This window comes from Niabella beijingensis (genome assembly GCF_020034665.1).
GTDB lineage: Bacteria > Bacteroidota > Bacteroidia > Chitinophagales > Chitinophagaceae > Niabella > Niabella beijingensis.
Genome location: NZ_JAIQDI010000001.1, coordinates 1,471,520 through 1,495,263, shown reverse-complemented (window position 1 = coordinate 1,495,263; position 23,744 = coordinate 1,471,520). Strand labels below are relative to the sequence as shown.

At 48.0% G+C, this 23,744-nt stretch carries 21 protein-coding genes and 1 pseudogene; 17 read left to right on the top strand and 5 right to left on the bottom strand.

Features of this window, described 5'->3' with window-relative positions:
• The first annotated feature begins 73 nt into the window (after positions 1-73).
• The 4 genes from K7B07_RS06305 to K7B07_RS06290 all read left to right on the top strand — a co-directional run bounded on the left by K7B07_RS06305 (position 74) and on the right by K7B07_RS06290 (position 6,142).
• A complete protein-coding gene (locus K7B07_RS06305; protein ID WP_223708319.1) occupies positions 74-1,582 on the top strand; it encodes a lipopolysaccharide biosynthesis protein in 1,509 nt (502 codons plus the stop codon).
• Positions 1,583-1,650: 68 nt separating this feature from the next.
• Positions 1,651-3,783, top strand: coding sequence for an ATP-dependent DNA helicase RecG (gene recG / locus K7B07_RS06300; RefSeq protein ID WP_338041293.1), 2,133 nt, complete (start codon positions 1,651-1,653; stop codon positions 3,781-3,783).
• Between the two features lie 243 nt (positions 3,784-4,026).
• Entirely contained in the window at positions 4,027-5,439 is a 1,413-nt protein-coding gene (locus K7B07_RS06295) for an FAD-binding oxidoreductase (RefSeq protein WP_223708317.1), read from the top strand.
• A 28-nt stretch (positions 5,440-5,467) separates the two neighbouring features.
• Entirely contained in the window at positions 5,468-6,142 is a 675-nt protein-coding gene (locus K7B07_RS06290; RefSeq protein ID WP_223708315.1) for a hypothetical protein, read from the top strand.
• A gap of 267 nt (positions 6,143-6,409) precedes the next feature.
• Here the strand turns inward: K7B07_RS06290 and K7B07_RS06285 are convergent, their stop codons facing one another.
• The 3 genes from K7B07_RS06285 to dtd are packed head-to-tail and all read right to left on the bottom strand — an operon-like array spanning position 6,410 to position 8,246.
• The gene (locus K7B07_RS06285) at positions 6,410-7,447 is read right to left on the bottom strand and encodes a YihY/virulence factor BrkB family protein (RefSeq protein WP_223708313.1); all 1,038 of its coding nucleotides are present in this window, start codon (positions 7,445-7,447) and stop codon (positions 6,410-6,412) included.
• A gap of 3 nt (positions 7,448-7,450) precedes the next feature.
• On the bottom strand, positions 7,451-7,786 hold the full coding sequence (locus tag K7B07_RS06280; RefSeq protein WP_223708311.1) for a nucleotide pyrophosphohydrolase: 336 nt from the start codon (positions 7,784-7,786) through the stop codon (positions 7,451-7,453).
• Between the two features lie 7 nt (positions 7,787-7,793).
• Positions 7,794-8,246 carry a D-aminoacyl-tRNA deacylase gene (gene dtd / locus K7B07_RS06275; protein ID WP_223708310.1) on the bottom strand — a complete coding sequence of 151 codons (453 nt, stop codon included), beginning with the start codon at positions 8,244-8,246 and terminating at the stop codon, positions 7,794-7,796.
• 108 nt (positions 8,247-8,354) lie between these two features.
• Here dtd and arfB point away from each other — a divergent pair.
• A pseudogene (gene arfB, locus K7B07_RS06270) lies at positions 8,355-8,741 on the top strand (alternative ribosome rescue aminoacyl-tRNA hydrolase ArfB); the annotation flags it as partial.
• 175 nt (positions 8,742-8,916) lie between these two features.
• On the opposite strand, the gene K7B07_RS06265 reads toward arfB, so the two are convergent.
• A complete protein-coding gene (locus K7B07_RS06265; protein WP_223708306.1) occupies positions 8,917-9,666 on the bottom strand; it encodes an XRE family transcriptional regulator in 750 nt (249 codons plus the stop codon).
• Positions 9,667-9,823: 157 nt separating this feature from the next.
• Between K7B07_RS06265 and K7B07_RS06260 the strand changes: the two genes are divergently transcribed.
• The 8 genes from K7B07_RS06260 (at position 9,824) to tssO (ending at position 17,234) form a co-directional block, all read left to right on the top strand.
• Positions 9,824-10,228 (top strand): hypothetical protein, encoded by a 405-nt coding sequence (locus K7B07_RS06260; protein WP_223708304.1) that lies wholly within the window; start codon positions 9,824-9,826, stop codon positions 10,226-10,228.
• Positions 10,229-10,230: 2 nt separating this feature from the next.
• On the top strand, positions 10,231-11,082 hold the full coding sequence (locus tag K7B07_RS06255) for a J domain-containing protein (protein WP_223708302.1): 852 nt from the start codon (positions 10,231-10,233) through the stop codon (positions 11,080-11,082).
• Between the two features lie 217 nt (positions 11,083-11,299).
• Positions 11,300-11,731 (top strand): GPW/gp25 family protein, encoded by a 432-nt coding sequence (locus K7B07_RS06250; RefSeq protein WP_223708300.1) that lies wholly within the window; start codon positions 11,300-11,302, stop codon positions 11,729-11,731.
• Positions 11,732-11,740: 9 nt separating this feature from the next.
• Complete coding sequence (locus K7B07_RS06245; protein WP_223708298.1) at positions 11,741-13,618, top strand: hypothetical protein; 1,878 nt, start codon at positions 11,741-11,743, stop codon at positions 13,616-13,618.
• Between the two features lie 2 nt (positions 13,619-13,620).
• Entirely contained in the window at positions 13,621-14,580 is a 960-nt protein-coding gene (locus K7B07_RS06240; protein WP_223708296.1) for a type VI secretion system baseplate subunit TssG, read from the top strand.
• A gap of 45 nt (positions 14,581-14,625) precedes the next feature.
• Positions 14,626-15,495: a TssN family type VI secretion system protein gene (locus K7B07_RS06235; RefSeq protein WP_223708294.1), complete on the top strand. Its 870-nt coding sequence runs from the start codon at positions 14,626-14,628 to the stop codon at positions 15,493-15,495.
• A 15-nt stretch (positions 15,496-15,510) separates the two neighbouring features.
• Complete coding sequence (locus K7B07_RS06230) at positions 15,511-16,686, top strand: hypothetical protein (protein ID WP_223708292.1); 1,176 nt, start codon at positions 15,511-15,513, stop codon at positions 16,684-16,686.
• A 35-nt stretch (positions 16,687-16,721) separates the two neighbouring features.
• The gene (tssO, locus tag K7B07_RS06225) at positions 16,722-17,234 is read left to right on the top strand and encodes a type VI secretion system TssO (protein WP_223708290.1); all 513 of its coding nucleotides are present in this window, start codon (positions 16,722-16,724) and stop codon (positions 17,232-17,234) included.
• A gap of 20 nt (positions 17,235-17,254) precedes the next feature.
• Here tssO and K7B07_RS06220 read toward each other — a convergent pair whose 3' ends face one another.
• Positions 17,255-17,917, bottom strand: a complete 663-nt coding sequence (locus tag K7B07_RS06220; RefSeq protein WP_223708289.1) for a C40 family peptidase — start codon at positions 17,915-17,917, stop codon at positions 17,255-17,257.
• 67 nt (positions 17,918-17,984) lie between these two features.
• On the opposite strand from K7B07_RS06220, the gene K7B07_RS06215 reads away from it, so the two are divergent.
• From K7B07_RS06215 to K7B07_RS06200, 4 genes are all read left to right on the top strand, one after another.
• A complete protein-coding gene (locus tag K7B07_RS06215) occupies positions 17,985-19,058 on the top strand; it encodes a PKD domain-containing protein (RefSeq protein ID WP_223708288.1) in 1,074 nt (357 codons plus the stop codon).
• 26 nt (positions 19,059-19,084) lie between these two features.
• Complete coding sequence (locus K7B07_RS06210) at positions 19,085-21,556, top strand: ATP-dependent Clp protease ATP-binding subunit (RefSeq protein WP_223708287.1); 2,472 nt, start codon at positions 19,085-19,087, stop codon at positions 21,554-21,556.
• A 250-nt stretch (positions 21,557-21,806) separates the two neighbouring features.
• Positions 21,807-22,259 carry a type VI secretion system contractile sheath small subunit gene (locus K7B07_RS06205; protein WP_223708286.1) on the top strand — a complete coding sequence of 151 codons (453 nt, stop codon included), beginning with the start codon at positions 21,807-21,809 and terminating at the stop codon, positions 22,257-22,259.
• A 34-nt stretch (positions 22,260-22,293) separates the two neighbouring features.
• The gene (locus K7B07_RS06200; RefSeq protein ID WP_223708285.1) at positions 22,294-23,688 is read left to right on the top strand and encodes a DUF5458 family protein; all 1,395 of its coding nucleotides are present in this window, start codon (positions 22,294-22,296) and stop codon (positions 23,686-23,688) included.
• The last annotated feature ends 56 nt before the right edge of the window (positions 23,689-23,744 follow it).

Genomic DNA, 23,744 nt, shown 5'->3' with positions numbered 1-23,744 from the left:
CGAACCCCAAATTTTACCCGGCAATACCATTTAGCGGAAGTACAGTACATTTGTCAACTAATACAAAGATCCATTGAGCGGCATTAAACAACTGGCAGGACAAACGATATGGTATGGCTTTAGTAATGTAATGGCCAGGCTGTTAAACTTCCTCCTGACTCCTATACTGACCTACCTGATGGTGGACTCAAAGGGGGTTAAGGAATACGGTGATTTTAGCTTGTTGTACGCATGGATCGGGGTGGCAAATATTGTCTATACCTATGGATTGGAAACCGGCTACTTCCGGTTTAGTAATCATGCAGATATTGGACAAAAAAAGCTGTTCAATACGACATTCGGTTCCCACATTGTTTCCACGTTTATACTAAGTGCAGTTTTAATATTCTACAGCGAGCCGATCAGTAAATTTCTTGAAATCGGAAAATTTCCGGAGATCATTACCATCACTGCGCTGATAATAGCATTTGATACTCTGGCCACCATCCCCTTCGCCAAGCTAAGGCAGGAAAACCGGCCGCGCCGTTACGCCTTTATTAAGGTGTTTGGTATTGTGGTAAATATCCTTTTAGTACTGCTGTTTGTATATTTTATTCCTAAATATTATAAGGATACAGATAATTTTCTTATCAGCTGGGTTCTACATCAGAACAGGGTAACGCTGCTGGTGATCGCAAATATGATGCAGGCTTTTTTTGTATTTCTTTTCCTGTTGCCGGAATGGAAGCGCTTCCGGTTTGAATGGGATTGGGATCTTTGGAAACAGATTATCCGTTACAGTACCCCCATGATTATTATCGGCCTGGCGGGTATGGTAAACGAAGTTATGGACCGGCAGTTGTTAAAAAGCTTTCTGCCTTATTCGCCGGATGAAAATATGAGAATCGTAGGTATCTATTCTGCCAATTACAAAATCTCTATTTTTATCACCATGTTTATTCAGGCATTCCGTATGGCCGGTGAGCCTTTTTTCTTCAGACAGAAGAAAGCAGAGAATGCAAAATATACCTACGCCAAAGTGATGAAATGGTTTGTGATCACGCTTTGCATCGCTTATTTGTTTACAGGGTTATATTTACATATATGGCAATACATGATCGGTAAGGAGTACCGGCAGGGGCTGTATATTGTTCCGATCCTGTTAATGGCAAATGTGTTTCTTGGTATCTATTATAATCTTTCTGCCTGGTACAAGCTTACGGATATGATGTATTGGGGCATTATCATAACGGTGATTGGTGCAGTCATTACATTTGTGGGCAATTATCTGTTCATCCCCAAATATGAAATGTATGCCGGCGCCACTGTTACAATGATATGTTATGGAGCGATGGTGGTAATGGCCTTTCTCACGGGGCAAAAATATTATCCGATCCCCTATGCCTGGAAAAAACTTGTAGCGTACCTGGTGATCACGGTGCTGTTATTTTTGATCAACAAAACTGTTGTATCATTTATTTCTAATTTCTGGCTTAAAACGTGCAGTGCGACGCTGTTTATGTTTGTATTCCTGTTTCTTGTGGGAAGGATTGAAAAAAATGAGCTTAAAAACCTGCCCGTTATTGGAAAACTACTTGGCTAAATATAGCTTGTTTTAATAGGTGGATTGCGCTCAGATACCGGCAGCCGATATCTTACTGAAAGCACCTTATTTTTGTTAAAAAACAACCTATTTCTGACAATCAGAACATATTATCAAGTCCCGTCGGATATCTTAAAGGCGTGGGGCCGCAGCGTGCAGAACTTTTGCAGAAGGAGCTGAATGTGTTCACGTTCAATGACCTGCTGCATCATTACCCTTTCCGGCATGTAGATAAAACAAAGCTGACCCTGGTCGGTACCCTTGTTCCGGGCGAAGAATATGTGCAGGTGGCCGGCATCCTTTCCCCGTTTGAGCTGATCGGCGAAAAGAGAGGACGGAGGCTGATCGCGCAGCTGAAAGACAAAACGGGCGTGCTGGAGCTGGTATGGTTTCAAAGCATCCAGCTTATCCAGAAAATGCTCCACCCGGGTCAGGCTTACCTGGTTTACGGGAAGCTGTCTTTTTTTATGGGCAAGCCCCAGATGGTGCACCCGGAGATGGAAGCCTGGGACCCGGAAAAACTAAAAGGCAGGGATTACCTGGAACCGGTATATCCTTCCACAGAAAAATTAAAGGCAAAAAACCTGGGCGGCCGCCAGCTGGGTAAGCTTACGGCAACCCTTGTACAACACCTCACCGAACGGGAACTGCCGGAAAACCTTCCGCAACCAATGCTGGAAGCGCTGCGGCTGATGCCGCGGGCGGAAGCCTACCGGAACATACATTTCCCGAAAACAACAGCGTTGTATGAAGCGGCCGTACGAAGGCTGAAATTTGAAGAGATCTTTTTTGCGCAGCTGCGTATGAACCTGCTGCGCTGGGAACGGCACCGCTTTTCAAAAGGCGTGGTGTTTGAAAAAGTAGGGGAGTTCTTCAACCGGTTCTACAGGGAATGCCTGCCTTTTGAACTGACCAATGCGCAAAAGCGGGTATTGAAAGAGATCCGGGTAGATACGGGGCGCGGAAAGCAGATGAACCGCCTGCTGCAGGGGGATGTGGGAAGCGGAAAGACCATTGTGGCGCTGCTGAACATGCTGCTGGCTGCGGATAACGGCTTCCAGGCCGTATTGATGGCGCCTACCGAGATCCTCGCCCGGCAGCACTACCAGGGCATTAAAGAATTGCTGGAGCCATTGCCGGTGGAAGTCGCCATTTTAACCGGTACCACCAAGGGGAAGGAACGCAGGGCACTGCTCGGGCAGCTGGCAGCGGGAACCATTCATATTCTCGTTGGTACACATGCGGTAATTGAAGACCCGGTGCAGTTCCGCAACCTGGGACTGGTGATCATCGACGAACAACACCGGTTTGGAGTGGCACAGCGGGCAAGACTCTGGGATAAAGCACCCATCCCGCCGCATGTACTGGTAATGACGGCCACTCCCATTCCCCGGACCCTGGCCATGACCGCCTACGGCGACCTGGATTACAGTGTGATTGATGAGCTGCCACCGGGAAGAAAGCCCATACAGACCGTGCACCGCTACGAGAACGACCGCAGCCTGGTGATGGACTTCCTGAAGGCCGAGATTGAATTGGGAAGACAGGTATACATTATTTTCCCGCTGATAGAGGAAAGCGAAAAACTGGATTATGAAAACCTGATGCAGGGATATGAGGAAGTAAAGACCTATTTCTCGGAGCCGCAATACTGGATCAGCATGGTGCACGGAAAAATGCCCGCACTCCAGAAAGAAGAGAACATGCGGCGTTTTGTGACACACGATACCCAGATCATGGTTTCCACCACGGTAATCGAAGTAGGAGTGAACGTTCCTAATGCCTCCGTTATGCTGATCGAGAGTGCGGAAAAATTTGGTCTCTCGCAGTTGCACCAGTTGCGCGGCCGGGTGGGGAGGGGCGCCGAAAAAAGTTATTGTGTGCTGCTGACCGGTAAAAAACTGGGAAATGAGGCCCGTGAAAGGATGAAGATCATGACCAGCACCAGTAACGGCTTTGTGATCGCGGAAAAGGACCTGGAGCTGCGCGGCCCGGGAGATATTGAAGGTACCCGGCAGAGCGGGGCGCTTAGTTTTAAGCTGATCGATATTGTTAACGACCGCCCCATGGTTGAGGCCGCCAAACAGGAATGCGAAAAAATCCTGAAAGACGATCCGGATCTGTCAAAGCCGGAACACCGGACGATCCGGGAGTTTCTGAAAACGCAAAAAGGCAAAACCGCCTGGAGTAAGATCTCCTGATTGTTTTTAGTTATCAGCCTTCAGCAATGGTTGTCCTGAGAATTAAGGACCTGCATCGCAAATCTCAGGTCTCAGATCTGAAATCATAAGTAAAATATGGATCAAACAGGATCCTGTTTGCAGATTGCTGACGGCTGAAAGCTGACAACTCAGGGCTTGCAGCTGAATGCAATTTTTTCCTTTGCCGATTTTCCCCGAATTTTACGCCTCCAAAATTTATAGACGATTTCGTAAAAAAGAATAATGGCAGCGAAAAAGATCACAGCTGAACACATAACGGCTTTTAAGCAGATAGTAGGCGCAGCAAATGTTATTGTAGACACAGAATCCCTGGAATTTTACGCGCATGATGAAACAGAAACCCTCCATTTTGTACCGGATGTGGTGGTAAAACCCGGCTCGGCGGAAGAGGTTTCGGAATTATTTAAGATCTGCAACCGGGACCTGATCCCTGTAACGCCCCGGGGTGGTGGCACCGGGCTTAGCGGTGGTGCCCTGGCGCACCTGGGTGGAGTGGTACTTTCTACTGAGCGCCTGAACCGGATCCTGGATATCGACGAACGGAATCTTCAGGTGACCACCGAACCTGGCGTGATCACGGAAGTGCTGCAGAATACGGTAAAAGAAAAAGGATTGTTCTATCCCCCCGATCCCAGCAGCCGCGGCACCTGCTTTATAGGCGGCAATATCGCGGAGAACAGCGGTGGCCCCAAGGCGGTTAAATATGGCGTGGTAAAGGATTATGTGCTCAACCTGGAAGCGGTATTGCCAACGGGCGAGATCATCTGGACCGGTGCCAATGTGTTGAAAAATGTTACCGGTTATAACCTGACCCAGTTGCTGGTGGGAAGCGAAGGCACACTGGCCGTGGTTACCAAGATCGTTTTAAAACTGATCCCCCTGCCCAAATATGACCTGCTGATGCTGGCGCCCTTCGCCTCGCTCGAAAAGGCAAGTGAAGCGGTGAGTGCTATCTTCAGGGCCGGATTTAACCCTTCTGCGCTGGAGCTGGTGGAGATCGATGCGTTAAAGATCGTAAGCCGGATGGTGGACAGCTATGCGGTTCCTGTAAATGATGAAATAGCGGCACACCTGATCGTTGAAGTAGATGGGAATAATCTGGATGTACTGATGCAGGAAATGGAGCAGATCGCAGGACTGCTGGAGCAATATGAAGCAGGCGAGTTGTTTTTTGCAGATGATGCACAGCAGAAGGAAGAACTCTGGAAACTGCGCAGAAGGACTGCCGAAGCGGTAAAGTCGTCCGGTTATACGATTGAAGAAGATACGGTGGTACCGCGCGCAGAGCTGCCCAAACTGATAAAGGGTGTAAAAGCACTGGGGCAGGCGCATAATTTTCATGCGGTGTGCTACGGACATGCAGGAGACGGTAACCTGCACGTGCGCATCAAAAAAGAAGGAAATAAAAACAGTCTTAATGACCCCGAAATGAATGCGGTGCTGCGGGAATTGTTTAAATTAGTAAAAAGTTTGGGCGGTACCATCAGCGGTGAACATGGCATCGGGCTGATACAAAAGACCTATATGGACATTGTATTCGAAGAGCGCCAGATACAGCTGATGCGGGATATCAAAAAGGCATTTGATCCCAACAATATCCTGAATGCCGGCAAGATATTCGACGCCGGAGCCTGACGGAAAACAAAAAACAAAATTGTTGAATATGAAAAAATTAAGTGCCGGTGCCGGCTTGCTTGGCTTGTTGTTGCTGTCTGTGGTTGTGGTTCATGCGCAGGATGATTCTGTCCGAGTACGGAATGGCAATAACGATCAACCCTATAAAGAAGGAGGCTTCCGGAAAGAAAACCTGTTCACAGGCGGAGGTGTTACGGTATCTTTTTTTTCAGGGGGCAGTGTGTTGGGCGCGAGCCCCGTACTCGGCTATAAGTTCAACGACTATTTCGATGGCGGTATCGTATTGAATTATAATTACTCCGGTTCCCGGGATATCTATGAATATAACGATAAACTGCGCCAGCACGTATTCGGACCTGGTGTCTTTGTAAGGGGTTATCCCATCAGCTTCCTGTTTTTACAGGCCCAGTTTGAACAAAACTTCACCAATGTGCGGTACACTTCCAAAAACGGCGGCACATCCAGTTACAATGCCAATGCCCCGTCCCTGTTACTGGGTGGTGGCTATTCCACCGGCCGGATCAAGGGAGGCACCACCTTTTTTTATATTTCCGTTCTTGCAGATGTGTTGAAGAACCGTAACAGTCCTTATGTGGATATATCTCGGAATCAGCAGACCGGTGAAGAAAGGGTAACAATACTGCCCATTATACGGGCCGGTGTAAATGTGGGCTTATTCCAGGGGCGGTACGGAAGGTATTAAAGGAGGCCGGCAGGGGGCGGTTATAAAAGGTGTAATCACAGGTTAGCCCAGTCTCTTACTTGAATTAAAAACCTTGATCCCTCGTAGAACAAAATTAATACGGACAGCAGCTTTAAAAAATAACGGTTTTCCGGTATTTTTCGCCTGAAAGCCCCGGGTTGCCGGGGAATAAGAACAATTTTGCTTCGGGTGAAGTACCTGCTATTTGGGGCAGGGCGCCCCCACTTCAGTTAAAAACAACCTTACATCCGGCTTATTCCCGGCCGTTTAACGGTCTTCCTCCTTATCCCCGGGTGTGTCTATGTAGATATTCTCCAGGCGGTGTTCCTCAGCGGTTTTTGCCACTACCGGATCATTATGCAGGTTTTGTATGGAATCCTTATTCTCCACTTCCACATGTTCTACCCAAACGGCATACTGGCTGGGGTAGATGTGCATATTGTGATGAATAGCGTAAACACGGGTAAAGACGGCCCCTATATAAAGGATGATCGCTGAGTAATAAACCCATAAAAGAATGACGATAACAGAGCCGGCAGCGCCGTAGGCAGACGACATTTTATTGTGGCCCAGGTAATAACTGATCAGAAATTTTCCGCCCATAAAAAGCAGTGCTGTAACAATAGCGCCGGCCCGTACCGCACGCCATTTTATCTTAGCATCCGGCAGTACTTTAAAGATCATTCCAAACAGAATGGAAGTGATCAAAAAGGTAATAGCCAGATTGGAAACATAGGCCAGCACCCGTTGCGATTCAGGAATGATACGCGTAAGCTGGCTTGTAAGTAGTTCCATCAGACCATTGACCAGCAGGGAAACCAGCAGTAAAAAGCCCAGACTGACCACTACAGAGAAGGACATCAACCGGTCCAGCAACAGCTTCAGCCATCCCTTTCCCTTTTTGGGCCGTGCTTTCAGCCGCCAGATCATGTTGATCGAATCCTGAATCTCTGCAAAGACTCCTGTGGCACCAAAAATAAGCGTGAGCACCCCGATTATTTTTGCAAGCGCTTTATTGGGGAAATGGGCGGCATTATTAATGGTTTGCCAGATCTGGCTGGCATAGGTGGTGCCGATAAATCCCTCTATCTGTTTGTACAAACTGTTTTGTACATCCGCGTGTGAGCTATGACTCAAAAGTGCATCTGCAAAAAAGCTGTCGCCGATCCAGATGATCACGATCAGCAGGCCGGGCAGCGAAAAGATGGTGTAATAGGCCAGGGCTGCGCTTAGCTTAAAAACACGGTTGGTAAAGATCTCTTCAACGGTTTGCTTTGTGATATTCCATGCATGTTTAAAAGCCATCCGCTACAATTTTTTATTGTTCAAATGTCTGGATGCATCCCGGATATTCTTTTTTTCAAAATTCTTTTCCAGTGCGGCTGTCAGGTCCACGCCCGTCTGGTTGGCCAGGCAGATGAGTACCCACAATACATCCGCCATTTCATCTGCCATCAGCTGCGGTGCTTTTTCACGGTCTTCCTCCCTGCGGTAAGACTGATCGCCGTAAATACGTGAAAGGTGCCGGGCCAGTTCACCCACTTCCTCGGTCAGGATCGCCATATTCGTTAATTCGCTGAAATAACGGACCCCAACTGTTTTGATCCAGTGGTCCACGGTTGTCTGTGCTTCCTGAATGGTCATATGTTTTTTATTCTTTGTTTTTTGAATCAATAATAATAGTAACAGGGCCATCATTGATGAGCTGCACCTTCATATCCGCCCCGAACATTCCGGTGCTTATTTTTTTACCCAGGTCCTCTTCCAGCCGGCAGATCATTTTTTCATAGACCGGCAGGGCAATATCCGGTTTACTGGCCTTTATATAAGAAGGTCTGTTCCCTTTTTTGGTGGAAGCCTGCAGGGTAAACTGGCTCACCAGCAGCACGGCGCCGTTGATGTCTTTTACAGACCGGTTCATAACACCGTCGGTATCATCAAAGATCCGCAGCTGGGTAATCTTCTGGCTCAGCCAGCTGATATCTTCCTCAGTATCGGCATCCTCAATGCCTGCTAAAACCAGCAGTCCTCTTCCGATGGATGAAAAAATAGTGCCATCAATGGAGATGGACGCTTCCGACACTCTTTGAATAACCACTTTCATACTGTTGTTCTTCCTTCAAAAATAGCGATACAAAAGATTAGTTTGGGCAAATGTGTAAGAATGAAGTAGTTTTATAGATTCATAAAGAAAAAGAGCATGGATGTTTCAAAAGAGCTGTTGTTCCAGACAACGCGGAGTGGCGGAAAGGGCGGACAAAATGTGAATAAGGTAGAAACCGCAGTAATAGCCCTTTTTCATGTACGGCAATCAGCCCTTCTTACTCCGGCGCAAAAGGACCTCATCACAGCAAAATTACATAACCGCATACAGTCCGGTGGCTGCCTGCAGGTACGATCACAGGAGTACCGGACACAGCTGGAGAACAAGGCCGCGGCGATAGAAAAGATCAATACACTGATCAGCGGCGCACTGCAGAAAAAGAAGGCCCGTATTGCTACGAGGATCCCCCGGGCGGTTGTAGAACAACGCATAAATAATAAAAAGCGCAAAAGCGAGTTAAAGTCCGGCCGGAAGAAAGTACGGAGGGGCGACTAAGGGCGATCAGGTGATTGAACCCTGTGGGATAAAGAAGGCTGTAAGAGTGGGTTGCTGGTCCGTCTGTTTCCTGTTTCCCATTGATCCCTGGTACTCCGGTCCGGGATCCGTTTTAAAAAGGGCCCGCCGGGAAACAGCAGGCCCGTGGGAAATGGGGGTGTTTTTCTAAATCGGTTCAGTTAATTTTCTTCTTCATGCCTGCAACTTCCTGCTGAAGATCGGCTACAATATTTACCAGCTGGCCTACATTCCAGCTTTGAAGGGTATTGGTCTTGGAAATGATAAACTGAGCCTCCCACATTTCCAATACATCTTCAGAACTGATCGAATAAGGTTGAAAAGTAGGATTATCGCTCATCAGCATGAGCTTGTTTTTTGTCTTTCCGTTCTTTTGTACCCGTTTGTATACGATGCCGTCATTTTTCGATACCACAATGCAGGCGGTGTTGTTTTTTACATGATCCATCGCCTCCACTTTTTCGCCTACAATAATGGAGCCGCTGGGTGTGGGCAGCATGGAATCCCCCGAAATTTCAAAGGCCCGGTAATTACCACCGGATACCATGGGAAGGGTAAATGTATTCAGCTCATCAATAAATTCATGGTCAGCATAGCCATTCAGATAACCGGCTGCTGCTTTTACGGGAACAAACGGTATTTTGGCTGCTGTGTCTGAGAGCTTGATCGCACGCCGTTTGGCCAGGTAATTTTCGGTGGTTTCGCTCAGATCTTTTCTCAGCAGTTCATCAAGTGTAAGTTTGAAAAGATCGGAAACGGTCTCCAGTACTTCAAGGCGGGGTTCAGCACGGCCTTCTTCGTAAGCACCGAGAAGCGAACGCTTAATATGCAGTTTGTTCGCAAACTCATCCTGTGTCAATCCTCTGAGCTTTCTCAGGTACTTCAGATTTTTATTGGCAACTGACATGGCTAATAATTTTAGTGCAAATTACTAAATATTTTAACAAATAAAAATTTTTTTTCGATTTTTATCGCTGGCCAAACTATTTTTTTTTTGCAGCATTGCTATTATCTTTGGATGCCTGCAAGGGTAATTAATCTGTCATAATCATCCGAAAGATCCTATGGTCCTTATACCAATAATAATTATCGCCATAACCGCCGGATTTCTCGTTTTCCTGTTTCTGAATAAGCCGTCACCGACGGAACCGCCGGCAGCCGCTACTGAAAGTCTTGCTGCAGGTGTGCAGGAAAAACAAGCGGTCTATGAAAAGCTGGAAACACAACTGTTTGAAATCATTGAGCAATCGTTTGATAAAAAATATACCCGGGAGATCCGCGAGGGTGAGGTTTCCGTTGGCATGCCTGCGGAATTCCTGCTGATGGCCTGGGGCAACCCTGCCCGTACCGGGGATGGTAATGGAGAAGCTGCTACCTGGGTGTACACGCAGCCGGAAAACGGGGAACAGGATAAAGAAACGGAGGTCCGGATTTTTCAAAAAAAGGTTCAGAGCTGGAAAGACATCTAAAAATGGCAGGGACATTAAAGAATTTTTACGAAACACTGGGTGTGCCGCGCTCCGCAACGGACGAGCAGATAAAAACGGCCTACCGGAAACTGATCTTGAAATTTCATCCCGATAAGAATGTAGGAGATGTATATTTCGAAGACTGGTCAAAAAAGATCATCGAAGCATTTGAGGTGCTGAGCGACCCGCAATTACGGGCCGAATACGACCAGGTGTATGATGAACACCGGCGGGCTGCCGGAAGAAATTTCAGGGAATCCGCATCGCGGCCCGAACAGCAGCCGGCACCGGAGCCTGGGGAAACGGCATCCGGACCTGGTGAAACACCCGGCGCTGAAGCCGATGCAGCGCCCGAACCGGTTGCTGAGGAAACAGAAGAGGCAGATGCCGAAACAGCCGCACTGGCGGCAATCAATGAGCAGTTGCCTGCTTACCTGAACGCCAAGCAGGAGTACCTGAAGGCAGAGCGGGACCTGAAAAAGGCCCGGCAGCAGGTTCCGGCTCCCAAAAACAGTTACCGCCTGCCGCTGATGATCCTTTGCCTGCTGGTGATCGCCGCATCAGTTGTATGGCTCATTAATATGCCGCCGGCAACGGAGAAGGTTGCGGTGGCCCCGGAAGGAACGGTAAGCGATATCAGCGGCAGGTTTATCGTGGCGGCAGATAAAGCCTATTTTTTTAAAGATCCCCAAAACCAGGTGCGCACGAATGAATACCTGACAAAAGGGAATAAAATAACCGTTTCAAAAAAATACAGAAATTTCTATTATGCTGTTTTTCAAAGTATTGCAAACCCGGACTACAAGCTCACCGGCTGGGTGAAGGAGGAGGACCTGCAGCCGCTGGAAGAATAGCTGCAGGCCGGCAGATAAGGGAGGAAAGAGGTACTTAGAAACAGGTAATTTTTCAAAAACCTTTGGCAAAACTGGGAAAATCTGGAAAAAAAAATCATATTTGCTTTGGAAGAGGACAGCTATTCCGCGTGTTTACCTATCAAGAAAATATCTTTTGAGCCTGGCAAATCGCAATATCTAGATCACAACTATACAACGATCCTTTTGAACGTCAGGCATGTTACATCAATATTATAAGTTACCACTGGAACTGGAGAAGATCGTGAGCAAGAAGGAGTTGAAGAAATGCTCATTGAAGGAATCCATTGCCCATCACCTGCACCTGATGCTGACCACGGCATTCGGAGAGCTGCTGAGCGACGAACAATTCGGGAATAAGCTCTGGGAAGAAGATTTTGATAATGTTTCTTACCGGAACAGGCAGAAAGAAAAGATATTGCTTTCCCTGGGCAAAACCATCAGCCGTTTTGAGAGAAGGATTGAAAAAGTAAAGATTGAAATGAATGTGCACCAGGAGGAAAACCCCTCCGGTGGCGATCCCCGGATGAAGCGGAGACTCGAATTTGCCATTACAGCGGTAATTGCCGCTACCAATGAGCCGATCACGTATCGGGATGGTTTTTTCATCAGCCCGCTGGCATATAATTAAAGGACCACCATGAATGAAAGCAGGGAACATATCAGAAACAGGATGCTGCAGAATGCGGCAAGGATCTGGGGATACCCCGAAACAGAAGAGGCATCGAGCTTTGATCCGCTGGTAAGTTTACTATTGTCTGTAAATGCGGCAGAGCTGGAGCGGCTTTCCAATGAGATCTATCACTCGCGCAACCGGGTAATGGACCGGATCGTTCAGCTGCTGGCCCCCGATGTATTAACCGGTCCGCGGCTGGCTTCGGCCATTTTAAATGCCAACAGCCTGGAAGAGACCGCTACGTTATCTGTAAAAGAACAATTCTTTATTACACAAACGGTGCGGGATACCAATGCGGAAACCCCCAAAAGCACCGATATCTTTTTTACACCCACAGATCAGTTCACCATTAACAAATCACGCGTGCGGTATGCCGCTACCGGAAATAAAATTTACCGGTACCCCGGGGGCGTTACCAAAGAACTGATCGGACTGGCGGAAGAGCAGCAGTGGTTACCGGCATCCACACTCTGGATCGCCATGGACCACAGGGAGCTGAACCTGAACAATACCCAGTTTTATTTTCAATACCGGAGCGAAGTGAACCGCGCCGTATTTTACAACCAGTTGAAGCATGCGGCATGGGAGGTGAACGGCCATCCGCTTTATACCCGCAAGGGATATAATGTAACATCAAATACGAGTCCCGACTGGTATGCTGCACAGCTCATCCAGCAGGAGGCCAGCGCTACATCGCGCTACATAAAAATGGTGAACGAGCTGTATGAAGAATCGTTCATAAGCATTAAGGATCCTGCTACCCAGCGTTACACCGCAGCAGCAGACGGGATCCCCGAAGCGGTGAAGGCGGTGTTCGGAAGCAAGACGCTGCAGGGGATCAATGAACCGCTGTGCTGGATCCGGATCGCGTTTCCGGAGAATATCACCAGTACCATGCTGGAAGATGTGAGTGTATTTGCAAACTGTTTTCCTGTAGTGAACCGGAGGTTGCATGAGATCACTTACCGCATTCAGGAAATGATCAACGTGATCCCGCTGCTTACGGACGACGAACAGTTCTATGACCTGGCAGAGATCACGGATGAAACCGGCCGTTTTTTACACACCCGTCAGAATACCGAAGAAGAACAGGATAAGATCAATATTCTTTTACGCAATGGTGGTGCGGGCCGTTTTGATGAACGTGATGCAACCGTTGTGGTGGAGAATCTTGTTCAGTTATTGCGGGATGAGAGTGCCGCATTTTCAAAGCTGGGAAAGGACCTGATTTCGCAGGAGATCAAAAGCCTGCAGCAATCCATTACAAAAATCGAACAGCTGGTGGGGGCACATACCTCCAACCAGTCGGCATACACGCCCTATCTCATGGTGCGCAGTGCCCGGCAAAGCAATGCCAAATTCCTGTATATACAATACTGGAGTACCAACGGATATGCGGCCAACGGGTTAAGACCCGGTACGCGCCTGCAGCCTTATAAGACCGGATCGGTCAATCATTCTTCCGTTTTCCTGCTCACCAATACGCAAAGCGGCAAGAACCGGCTCAGCCAGTCGGACAGCGTGGTGGCCTATAAATATGCCCTGCTGTCGAAGGACCGGGTGATGAGCCGTAATGATATTGCCTTGTATTGCCGGCTCTTCCTGGGCGACATGGTACAGGAGGTAACAGTGGAAAAAGGATTTATGGTTTCGGCAGAAACCACCAAAGGCTTTATGAAGACCATTGATGTTACGGTTGCCATAAAGCGGAAAGAATTTATAGAGGCGCAGGAAAAAGGAGAAGTGGCGCAATGGGAAAAGGAACTGGCGCTGCAGTTAACAGAGCGGTCCATGGCCTTTATACCCTACCGGGTGTTTATAAAAGAAGCCCCGGGGATTTAATTATGAAGAAAGAGGAAAAGATACAATACCTGTGGAAACTGTTACAGGAGCGCGACACCGACGTAAAAGCCGAGGTGCTGCTGAACCATGCCATAGAGAACGGATTTCCCGGGCAGGGATATGTGACGCACAACAACGGGTACTTTTACCGGGAATTCGTAAAAGACATTTTTGGTGCCAGTGTAATTGAGGACGACTGGTACCGGATGTTCCTTGAAATAAGATTATCACGTCCCGGATTTTATGATATGCTGCCGGAAGCGCTGTTTCATCAGCCGGAAACCAATGAATTCCGGCAACGTTCCGGTGTGGCGGAGATGATTGACCGCTACAAAAAAAACCAGGCAAAGGAAACCGAGACCCGGAAATTCTTTCAGCCTTTTGAAAATGAATTTTTTTACCAGCAGCTGATGCTTGAAAAAGAAGAGATCAACCTGCTGGACATCCTGAAAAGTAAGATACTTACCCGGTATTTCCTGGACTTCTGGGGATTGCCGCCCTCTTTTAAAATATATGAAGCGGCTTCATTTTTGCTGTTGTTGCCCTATGCGCATCAGATCAGCGGCAATCTTCCGGTTATGGAATCCTGTCTGAAAGCGCTGCTGAACGAACCGGTACAGATCATCCGGAAAGAGCCGGAACTGATTCACGTGGAAGCCGCAGACGGATTGGGTGCGGGAGCCGGACTGGGAGGGGCCGCCCTGGGGGATGCGATGGTGTGCGGAGCAGAATTCATGGAAGACTACCCGGTGCTGCAATACCGGATCGGACCCCTGAAGCACAACAAAGTGAGCGACTTCATAAACAATAAGGAAAAGGACATCCTGATCCAGACCTTTAATGATTACTTTGCACCGGTGGAGGCCGATATTGAAGTGGAGATCCTGGTGGCGCAACAGGCTGGCGAAATGTCTTTTGATGAGGACAGCGAAGTGATCCTTGGCTATTCGTCAATTATGTAAATGGTTTTTTAATTTTTTTAATACAGGAACAACACAGAGACATAAATGGAAAACTGGTTTTCACCATCGTTGAAATCGGCGTTGCCTTACCTGGGGGTAAGCTTTATCAGCATGTCCGTAATAATGGGGCTGATTGTTTCGAAGATACGGGGCAGCTTTAAGCCTTTTACCAAGCCTACCGTGTATTATATCCTGCTATATGCTGCAGGGTTTGCGCTCATCGGGCTGTTGTCCTGGTTCCGTTTTCTTGAAAGCAATACGCAGCAGTTTCTTCTTTTTCAGCTCTTTTTTCTGAGCCTCGGTATCCTGCATGTGTACACACTGCATACCCGCCTTAAATGGGTGAATGAAAAAACATACTGGGCGGAAGTCTTTCTGACACTCGCCATTATGTTTATCGGGGGGCTGTGTTTTATGATGACCTACCGGCTGTTCCGCAAGGATCATATGGATGTAACCATGGCAACGGCGGGGGTTATCTTCTTTATACCTCTGATTGTTTATTACACCTACCGGCAGGCTGTTGCCATTCCTTTCAAGATCCTCAAGCAATGGTATTACCCTGCTCATATGGAAGTGGCCGAAGTAGATGAAAAAAAGCTGCGGAACCTGCTGGTGATCAGTTTTGAGTTTCACAAAAAAGGAGCGGATAAACATTTTACGAATTTCCGGGCAAAAGCGCCGGTGGATATGGAGTTTGGCGAACTGTTCTATTATTTCATCAACGATTACAATGAACGGCATCCCAGCTCCAGCATCGCTTATATCAATGAAAAAGGAGCACCTTCGGGATGGATCTTTTTCAAAAAGCCCAAATGGTATACCTTGTTTACAAAATATATAGATCCTGAAAGAACGATATTTATCAATAAGGTCAGAGAAAATGATATTATCATCTGTTCCAGGGTGTCCTGATAAATTCAAAAAGATATGAATCGCACACAAGAATACAAACCCGTGAATTGGGTAAACGGAATGAAGATCAACAAGAATCATTTCATAGCCCAGCACAATGCTGCTGTATTTCAGCAGGCACTGAGCAACAGCGTTTTCCTGAATGATCACAATTATGGGCTGCTGCCCATCAGCACTGCCATTGAGGCTCCGCGGATATGGGTAAGTGTGGACAATATGCAGCATGTGAATGTACGCATCCTGTCATGCACCGCTATCACACGCGGCGGTTACGTGATCCGGCTGGATACCGATTCAACCGATAATGCCAGTCCACTGAGTGCAAAGATCCCCGGGCTGAGTGTTCCGTTTAAAGAATTACAGGGGAAATCGGAAGCGTATTATGTGATCCTCTCGCTGGATCCTTATAACCCGGTTCCGTCCGGCGCCGCCAACCCGGAAGAACAGCCCATCCGTCTTCCCTTTACCGAACCGGCCTTCGGCGTGTCGCTGCTTCCGGTATCAGAAACCTCACTGAATACACTGGGCGCCTTTCAGCTGCCCGTGGGTAAAGTGATCATCCGCGATCAGACCGTGTCGCTGGAAGAGGACTACCTGCCCCCCTGTACCGCAGTCAACAGTCATGAAAGCCTGGTACAGCATCATGCGGAGACAGAACAGTTTTTTGGACGGATGGAACTGAATGCCCTCCAGATCCTTCAAAAGATCCTTCAGAAAAACCAGCAGAACGAGCTGATCGATCCGGTGCGCCAGCTGAGTGAGCAGGTGCTGTTCTATATTTCACAGGTATACGGCAGCTATCGTCATGATGTTTTATACGGCCCTCCGGTGAACCTGGTATCTGCCGTTTCCGGTTTGGCCCGCACCATAAAAAATGCGATAGACATCTATATCGGTTCTGCAAAAGAAGAGATGATCAATTACTTTACCGAGTGGTGCAACGTGAACCAGGGAGAGCTGGAAGATGAGATCACCGAGATCACCAATTACCGCTACGATCATCTCAATATCCGCCAGGGCATTGATAAGAATGTGAAGTTCTGTGCGCTGATCCTGCAGTTGTTTACCAACCTGGCAGCGCTGGATTATATCGGCAAGAAAAAGGAAACAGGAATTTTTGTAAAGGAAAAACTGGTGATACCCGAAGAAGAGGTACAGGCAAGGAAACGCGGATTCTTCCTGGCCGACTGATCCGATTTGTAACAGCAATTAAAAAATAAAAGAACATGTCGCAAATAGTTATCAATGCAAAGGAGCGCCAGCAGGCTTTCTGGAAATTTTTGTTTCTGTTTATTTTAGCGGTGGGGCTGGTGTTGCTGGCATTTTATTTTGATACGGCAGTGCCCACAAAGGACAATCGTATGATGCGCCAGCAACTGAATAATTTTAAACTGCAGGAGGCTGCACAGGACCGGTTTGTACAAACAATGGATGAAACAAAGGTGCTGATCGATTCGCTGCGGAAACCAGGTGCGCAAAAGGCCTATCTGAACTCCCTGGTGATGGAAAAGATCCGCACCCTGAACAACCTGCAGTATAAGGACAGCAGTATGTATTCACGCCTGAATACAAATGTGATCGATGTATTTCAACGCTACCTGGAAGCTACCAATAAAATAACCGATATCGGTGACATGCCTACAGAAGTAGAGAAGCTCAAGTCCGAAAATGCGCAACTGAGCAGGGATCTTACAGAATGCAGGACCCAGATGAATAATTTATTAACAACGCCCCGTTAGAACAGGGTTCGCTCTTTGACTTAATTTTTTGCCACTTTTCTGGATTTGTTCACGATCAGCCGTCCGGATGCCACATACCGTGTGGCCCAGTAGGGTTTCCGCAGGCTTTCTATGGTAACCCCGCGGGATGCAGAGTTTACAAACCGGCCGTTGCCCAGGTATAGACCCACATGGGTGATGGGGTTGCCGGGAATGGTCTTGAAAAAGATCAGGTCGCCCTCTGCCAGTGATTCCCAGCGTGCAAAACGCTCCACGTTTTCGGTAAAGTATTGCTGATAGGAGGTCCTGGGAATATAGATCTCGTATACCTCGGCCAGCAGGCGCTGCATTAAAGCAGAACAGTCAATACCTCTTTTGGTAGTTCCGCCCCACTGGTAAGGAGTATTCAGCCATTCATCAATAAACCGGTAGAGTTTCAGGTTGGTGATGCTGTCGGCCGGCACCTGTAAATAATAAGCGTATTTGGTTTTGAGAAGTGAATCGGACCGCGACAGGGTGCTTGCGCCGGCCGCACCATTCTTATTGGCTGCGGTTGTTGCGCGGGTATTATTGCTGTCTTTATTTGTGCTGTTGTTTATATAAAGAGAGGTGCTGTAATCATGGGCTACAGGTTTTTTAAAAAGGGTGCAGCCGGATACAATAAGAGTGATTAACAAGGCGCCAACTATTTTTCGTGGTAACATGAGGCAAAATTAAGTTTTAAAGTAAAAAACTTTTATAAAAACTACTAAAAATCGCAAAATCCTTCCTATGCAGAAGAAACAGTTTATGGTTTTTCGCCTGGATGACAATGTGATCATTACATTGCTGGCAGTATGCATCCTTGCTTCACTGGCATTTGTAGTTCGCTTTAAAAATTATAAACCCTGTACGGATTTTAATATCAAGACCATCGGAAACGATCTGCGGGTGGGTACTATTGTGCGCTTTGAAACCGATGTGAAGAATTTTAAACGGCTGCACTGGGATTTCGGCGATAACCAGCGGAGCATCACGGAGGTGGGATCGTCGCTGCATTCATTTGACAGTCCGGGTAATTATACGATCGTGCTCACAGTGGACGGGAAATGTGTGGAATACAAGACCATTACCATAAACGAGGCGCCGGAAATCATTGATTCTACATTGATTGCAAAAGTGATTATGCCGGCTACGGCGGAAGTGGATGCCCCCGTTCTTTTTACGGATACCTCTTCCCGGGCGACCAGCTGGGAATGGCGTTTCGGAGAAACGGCCAATGTGGATGGAACCCTGAGGAATCAATACTATACTTATAAAACACCCGGATGGAAAACGATTTCTGTAGTGATCAACGGCAACCTGAAGACCCCGCTGGTAAGAAAGATATTTGTAAACCCGAAGGCCGCCGCCGAAGTGCCGCGGGCAACGGCAGGAACACCCGGGCCGATCATTCGTCCCCGTGTGAATGATGATCCGCAGACTGCTCCGCTGCCCGATCAGCTGAATCCCAAGCCTCAGCAACCCCAGGCCCAGCCCCAGGTACCCGAACCAGTAGTGATGTACCCGGATGTGGCCGCCGCCGATTTCAACCAGATGCTCCGGAATTCTGCAGGCGGAAAACGGCCGATTTCCACATTTAGTAAATACTTTTGTGAGGGGAATATGAACACGACCGTTATCCTCAACGGGAAAGCCACTACATTCCAGCAGTTTTTTGAAAAAGTGGCCGGGGTTAAAAAAGGGGATAAGCTGTCATTGACCACCACGCTTTATAAGAACAAGCAAAACAATTGTGTCAATAAAATTGATGTGATCGCAAAAGTGAAAACGGGAATGCTGGGAATGTCCTGGAGGGATCTGTAAACAATCTTTAAAATCAACAAACCAAAATGCAATTTTCAAAAACGCTTGAAAAGGCAACACATATCGCCAAAGCTATTGCCAAAGAAAATATGCACAACAGTTACTCGGCAGCACACCTGCTGAAAGCCTTGCTGCATAAGGATGTGGAACTGGATCCCGTATTAGTGCAGGCCGATGTGGATGTATACTACCTGGCCGACTGGGCGGATGTGCGTATTGAATCCAGCCCGAAATCAACCACATTAAAAGACGATATCCCACCGGCGGATGATGTTACCGCCATTCTCGAGGATGCAGACAATATCCGTCTGCAAACCGGCGATGATGCTATAGAACCGATCCATGTACTGGCTTCCATCAGCACCCCGGGCATCGCCTTTTCTTTCGACCAGTTGAAAACATTCCCCGTTCAGCGCCAGCAGGTCATCGATCTGGCTACGGTTTCTGCGGCCGGGGCGCAATTGCTTCATGAAGTAAAAAATGCCACCCAGGCCGGGGAAGCGCCGGCGGGAGGAAACAAGCAGGCATTACAGAAATACGGTATCGATAAAACAATGATGGCTGCCGAGGGTAAACTGGATCCCATCATCGGCAGGGAACAGGAAGTGCGCATGATGGCGGAGATCCTGAGTCGGCGTACCAAGCCCAATGTGCTTTTGATCGGTGAGCCCGGAGTGGGAAAAACCGCGCTGGTGGACGGGTTTGCCATTGCGATCAAAGAAGGGCAGGTGCCGGCATTCTTAAAGAATGCCCGTGTGTTCGAACTGAACAACGGGGCAATGGCTGCAGGCGCTTCCTATAAAGGAGAAACAGAAGAACGGCTGAAATCGGTTCTTAACGAGATCAAACAATTTGAAAAAGGGATCTTATTTATAGATGAGATACATGTGCTGCTGGACAAGAATGGTCCCTTTTCCGGAGCAGCCAACCTGCTGAAGCCCGAGCTGGCAAAGGGCGCCATTACCATTATCGGGGCTACCACCATTGACGAATACCGCAAAAATTTTGAACGGGATGAAGCCTTTGCGCGCCGGTTTGAAACACTGACGGTAGAAGAGCCGGGGGCTGTTGCAGCTTTCCGTATGATGAAGGTGGTAATGCCCCTGTATGAGGCCCACCATAAGATCAGCGCCCCTGACGAGACCCTGCAGGAAGCGATCCGCCTGGCAAAACGCTACATCAAAGACCGGCGGCTGCCGGATGCAGCCATTGACCTGGCCGACCGGTCCATGGCTGCCCTGCGCCTGGTAAAAGATACCGGATCGCCGCTGCTGGAAAGTCGTAAAGCAGAATATGAAGGATTAAAAACCGCAGCGGAAGCGCCAACCGAACTGTCCGAATACCAATGGCATTACCAGCAATTAAAAAATGGTATGAGCCCGGTGATCTGGAGCGCTGTTCCCACATCGGAAAACCCGATGGAAATGAAAACTGCGGAAGCGATCACAGCTTATCTGGATACGGTTTATGAAACACTGAAACCACTGGTGGAGCAGGACCGTACCCAACTGGATAAACATGATGTTATCTCCATCGTGGCCGACAAGACCGGCATCCCGCTGGGTAAGATCCAGGCCCAGGAAAAAGAGCGGCTCCTGAATATAGAAGAGATCCTGCAGCAGCGGGTGGTGGGCCAGGATCATGCCATCAAGATCATCAGTGAGTCGATACTGGAGTCCCGTTCCGGTTTGGGGAAACCCGGACAGCCCATCGGGTCCTTTTTCTTCCTGGGGCCGACTGGTACCGGTAAAACGGAGCTGGCCAAATCGCTGGCCGATTTCCTTTTCCAGGATGAGACGAATATCATCCGGTTCGATATGTCGGAATTTAAGGAAGAACATTCCGCAGCCCTGCTGTACGGAGCACCTCCGGGCTATGTTGGGTATGAGGAGGGCGGCCTGCTGGTCAATAAGATCCGCCAGCAACCCTATTCGGTGGTGCTGTTCGATGAAATCGAAAAAGCCCACCAGTCCGTATTTGATATCTTTCTCCAGCTGATGGATGAGGGCAAGATCCACGACAAGCTGGGAAAGGAAGGAGACTTCTCCAATGCGCTGGTTATTTTTACCTCCAATATCGGCAGCCGGCATGTGGTGGATTCATTTAATACCACCCAGGCCCCGCCGGACCCGGTGAGCCTGCTGAACATTATGAGCAATCATTTCCGTCCTGAGTTCCTGGGTCGTCTTACAGAGATCGTTCCGTTTGCACCCATGAAAGAGCAGATGGTGGAGCGGATCCTCGATATTCATCTCAAATCGCTGTATGCGGCGCTTGAAAAACAGCAGATCCGCATTGAGATCACACCGGAAGCAAAGAAAAAGCTGGCCCTGATGGGCTTCACGCCGGAATACGGTGCCCGCCCGCTGCACGGGGTCATCCGGTCGCAGATCCGCAGGCCCCTGTCGAAAAAGATCATTTCCGGGGAACTGCAGCCCGGCTCCCATGCAAAGCTGCATATCGATAAAGAGGAGCTGATTTGGGAAAATCTGACATAACGGATCGGAAATCAGGGTGTTGGCTCAAATATTGATCTCGCTCAAGCATCGCTATTTCCGGGTATATTTAATAATTATTTATTACCGGATAGTATTTATTTTTTAGATTTGTTTTGAAATTTATCATTATTTTTGAGAGGAGCTGACTCAAGAAAAATACGTCAAACGAGGTCCGAAGCCGACTTGAAATATTTTGAGAGGTGCTTGAAAGAAAAAGAATAAGATTTTTAGACCTGTAAAATTAGTAGCTATGCCTTTAGAACCTTATGGTATTGGTGGTACAGAAGTGAAAACAGATGCGTTTGAAGCTTTTGCAGATATACCTCAGAACCGCGTTTTATTAGCCGAAAAATTGACAGACCTGCCCCCCGTAAAACCCGAGATTGTACAGGGACTTACCAATATTGACGCAGTGTTCAATCATTTTGCACCCTCTGTTTCCATGGACTTTGAAACGGAAGAGGGCGCTACAAAAAGGGAAGACCTGCATTTCAGGGGACTGAATGATTTTGGAGCCGCCGGCATTACTCATCAGAGCACTTACCTGAGTGAGCTGGATATGAAACGTCAGCAATATCAGAAAATTGTAAAGCAGTTAAAGACCAACAAGCTGCTGAAACAGGCACTGGCTGATAAAGAAACAAAGGAGAACCTGCTGGCCGCGCTGAAAGTGCTGGTGCAGGAACTGGACGGCTCTAAATAATAACTTCTATTGATTTATCTTTTGAATAATATATATGGCAACTGCTCAAAATAATCTTACCCCGGAAGAACAAGGTGTGCAAAAAGAGTTTAAACAGCCGGAGGTAAAGGAGCTGGGTTCACTGGATTCCCATCTACAGGCGCTGACGCGGCTGGGTGGTTTTGATCTGCTGGAATCTGCGATCGACAATGTACAGAACCTGAACCCCGAACGTAAGGCCCGGAAAAAGATCTTCCTGGAAGAATCTTCCAAGAAAGCGGACCGTGCAGAATTGAAAAAGACCCTGGAATGGTGGGTGGAAGTACTGGGTAAAACCGATGATCTGAGTGAAATGGTGCACGACTGTGAGCAAAAGGCCCAGACAGCTGAAGCAACGCTTAAGTCGAACCTGAAAAAATCGCTGGAACGCAGCCAGGAACTGGAACGTTCGTACCGGTCGGTGGCATTGTTCTTTAAAAATACCGAAAGCCAGAAGGTAAAAAATATTTCCATAATGAATGCGGAGCTGGACCAGCTAAAAGACCTGGACAACACCCGCTTTATCGATTATGTTCAGGCCGAACTGGTAAATAACTACGACCGCCTGGACCTGCGGAACAACTATGGGATACTGGTATTGCCCGGTTACCTGGGTTCCAACAAGGTGGTGGAAAAATGGGCAAAGATCGCCCATGATAATAAAGTAATGCTGGTGACGGATTTCGAGAACCTCGATACACCGGATGATGTGATGGAGCTGTTTGAAGCGGCCAATCTTACCGGCGGAGATCCTTATCGCTCCAATATCATTATGGCCTGCAACTGGCTGGTAGGCCGGGGCAAGGTGGATGCTGTGGGAGAAGAAGAGCACCTGTATGTTCCACCTTCCAGTTCGTTGGCAGGAAAGATCTATTACACCCTGATGTCTCAGGTTACTGCCGGTAAAAAATACGGAAGTATGAATGAGGTGGATGGGGTGAAATTTGATCTGAAGAAAAGTGAGATCGCCTCACTGGAAAAGCTGGGACTGGTTCCGATGGCAAAGGAATATGGAAAGGTAATGGCCTTTTCTGCCAAAACGCTTTTCAACGGGGATAATATCGGTTTACAAACCTATTCGGTAGTACGGGTATTTGATTATGTGGCCAAGGTGATGATGGATTTCCTGAACCGGAGGGCATTTGAGAATTTCAATGCCAATACGCGGAAAGAGCTGAACTCGCAGATCGTTAAATTCCTGGATGGGATTACCGGTCCGAGCAAGCTCATCGAAAATTTTACGATTAAAAGATTTGAGCAGGACCCGGTACAGAAGGACCGGATCCACCTGGATATACACCTGAAGCCCTATTTCCCGGCAAAAACGTTCCTGATTAAGCTGGAAGGCCAGAAGGGCGATGACCCTGATGGCGTAGAATGGATGTCGAAATACGAACAGGACGGAAAGTAAAAGTTGCAAGAGATTTTGAGGAGCTACCAGAGGGGAACAAAACCGGCATACAACAC

What these genes read in the sequence shown, in the direction of transcription:
- K7B07_RS06295 (WP_223708317.1), top strand. Translation starts at nt 4,027, where the DNA reads ATGGCAGCGAAAAAGATCACAGCTGAACACATAACGGCTTTTAAGCAG.
- K7B07_RS06290 (WP_223708315.1), top strand. Translation starts at nt 5,468, where the DNA reads ATGAAAAAATTAAGTGCCGGTGCCGGCTTGCTTGGCTTGTTGTTGCTG.
- K7B07_RS06285 (WP_223708313.1), bottom strand. Translation starts at nt 7,447, where the DNA reads ATGGCTTTTAAACATGCATGGAATATCACAAAGCAAACCGTTGAAGAG.
- K7B07_RS06280 (WP_223708311.1), bottom strand. Translation starts at nt 7,786, where the DNA reads ATGACCATTCAGGAAGCACAGACAACCGTGGACCACTGGATCAAAACA.
- dtd (WP_223708310.1), bottom strand. Translation starts at nt 8,246, where the DNA reads ATGAAAGTGGTTATTCAAAGAGTGTCGGAAGCGTCCATCTCCATTGAT.
- K7B07_RS06265 (WP_223708306.1), bottom strand. Translation starts at nt 9,666, where the DNA reads ATGTCAGTTGCCAATAAAAATCTGAAGTACCTGAGAAAGCTCAGAGGA.
- K7B07_RS06260 (WP_223708304.1), top strand. Translation starts at nt 9,824, where the DNA reads ATGGTCCTTATACCAATAATAATTATCGCCATAACCGCCGGATTTCTC.
- K7B07_RS06255 (WP_223708302.1), top strand. Translation starts at nt 10,231, where the DNA reads ATGGCAGGGACATTAAAGAATTTTTACGAAACACTGGGTGTGCCGCGC.
- K7B07_RS06250 (WP_223708300.1), top strand. Translation starts at nt 11,300, where the DNA reads ATGTTACATCAATATTATAAGTTACCACTGGAACTGGAGAAGATCGTG.
- K7B07_RS06245 (WP_223708298.1), top strand. Translation starts at nt 11,741, where the DNA reads ATGAATGAAAGCAGGGAACATATCAGAAACAGGATGCTGCAGAATGCG.
- K7B07_RS06240 (WP_223708296.1), top strand. Translation starts at nt 13,621, where the DNA reads ATGAAGAAAGAGGAAAAGATACAATACCTGTGGAAACTGTTACAGGAG.
- K7B07_RS06235 (WP_223708294.1), top strand. Translation starts at nt 14,626, where the DNA reads ATGGAAAACTGGTTTTCACCATCGTTGAAATCGGCGTTGCCTTACCTG.
- K7B07_RS06230 (WP_223708292.1), top strand. Translation starts at nt 15,511, where the DNA reads ATGAATCGCACACAAGAATACAAACCCGTGAATTGGGTAAACGGAATG.
- tssO (WP_223708290.1), top strand. Translation starts at nt 16,722, where the DNA reads ATGTCGCAAATAGTTATCAATGCAAAGGAGCGCCAGCAGGCTTTCTGG.
- K7B07_RS06220 (WP_223708289.1), bottom strand. Translation starts at nt 17,917, where the DNA reads ATGTTACCACGAAAAATAGTTGGCGCCTTGTTAATCACTCTTATTGTA.
- K7B07_RS06215 (WP_223708288.1), top strand. Translation starts at nt 17,985, where the DNA reads ATGCAGAAGAAACAGTTTATGGTTTTTCGCCTGGATGACAATGTGATC.
- K7B07_RS06210 (WP_223708287.1), top strand. Translation starts at nt 19,085, where the DNA reads ATGCAATTTTCAAAAACGCTTGAAAAGGCAACACATATCGCCAAAGCT.
- K7B07_RS06205 (WP_223708286.1), top strand. Translation starts at nt 21,807, where the DNA reads ATGCCTTTAGAACCTTATGGTATTGGTGGTACAGAAGTGAAAACAGAT.
- K7B07_RS06200 (WP_223708285.1), top strand. Translation starts at nt 22,294, where the DNA reads ATGGCAACTGCTCAAAATAATCTTACCCCGGAAGAACAAGGTGTGCAA.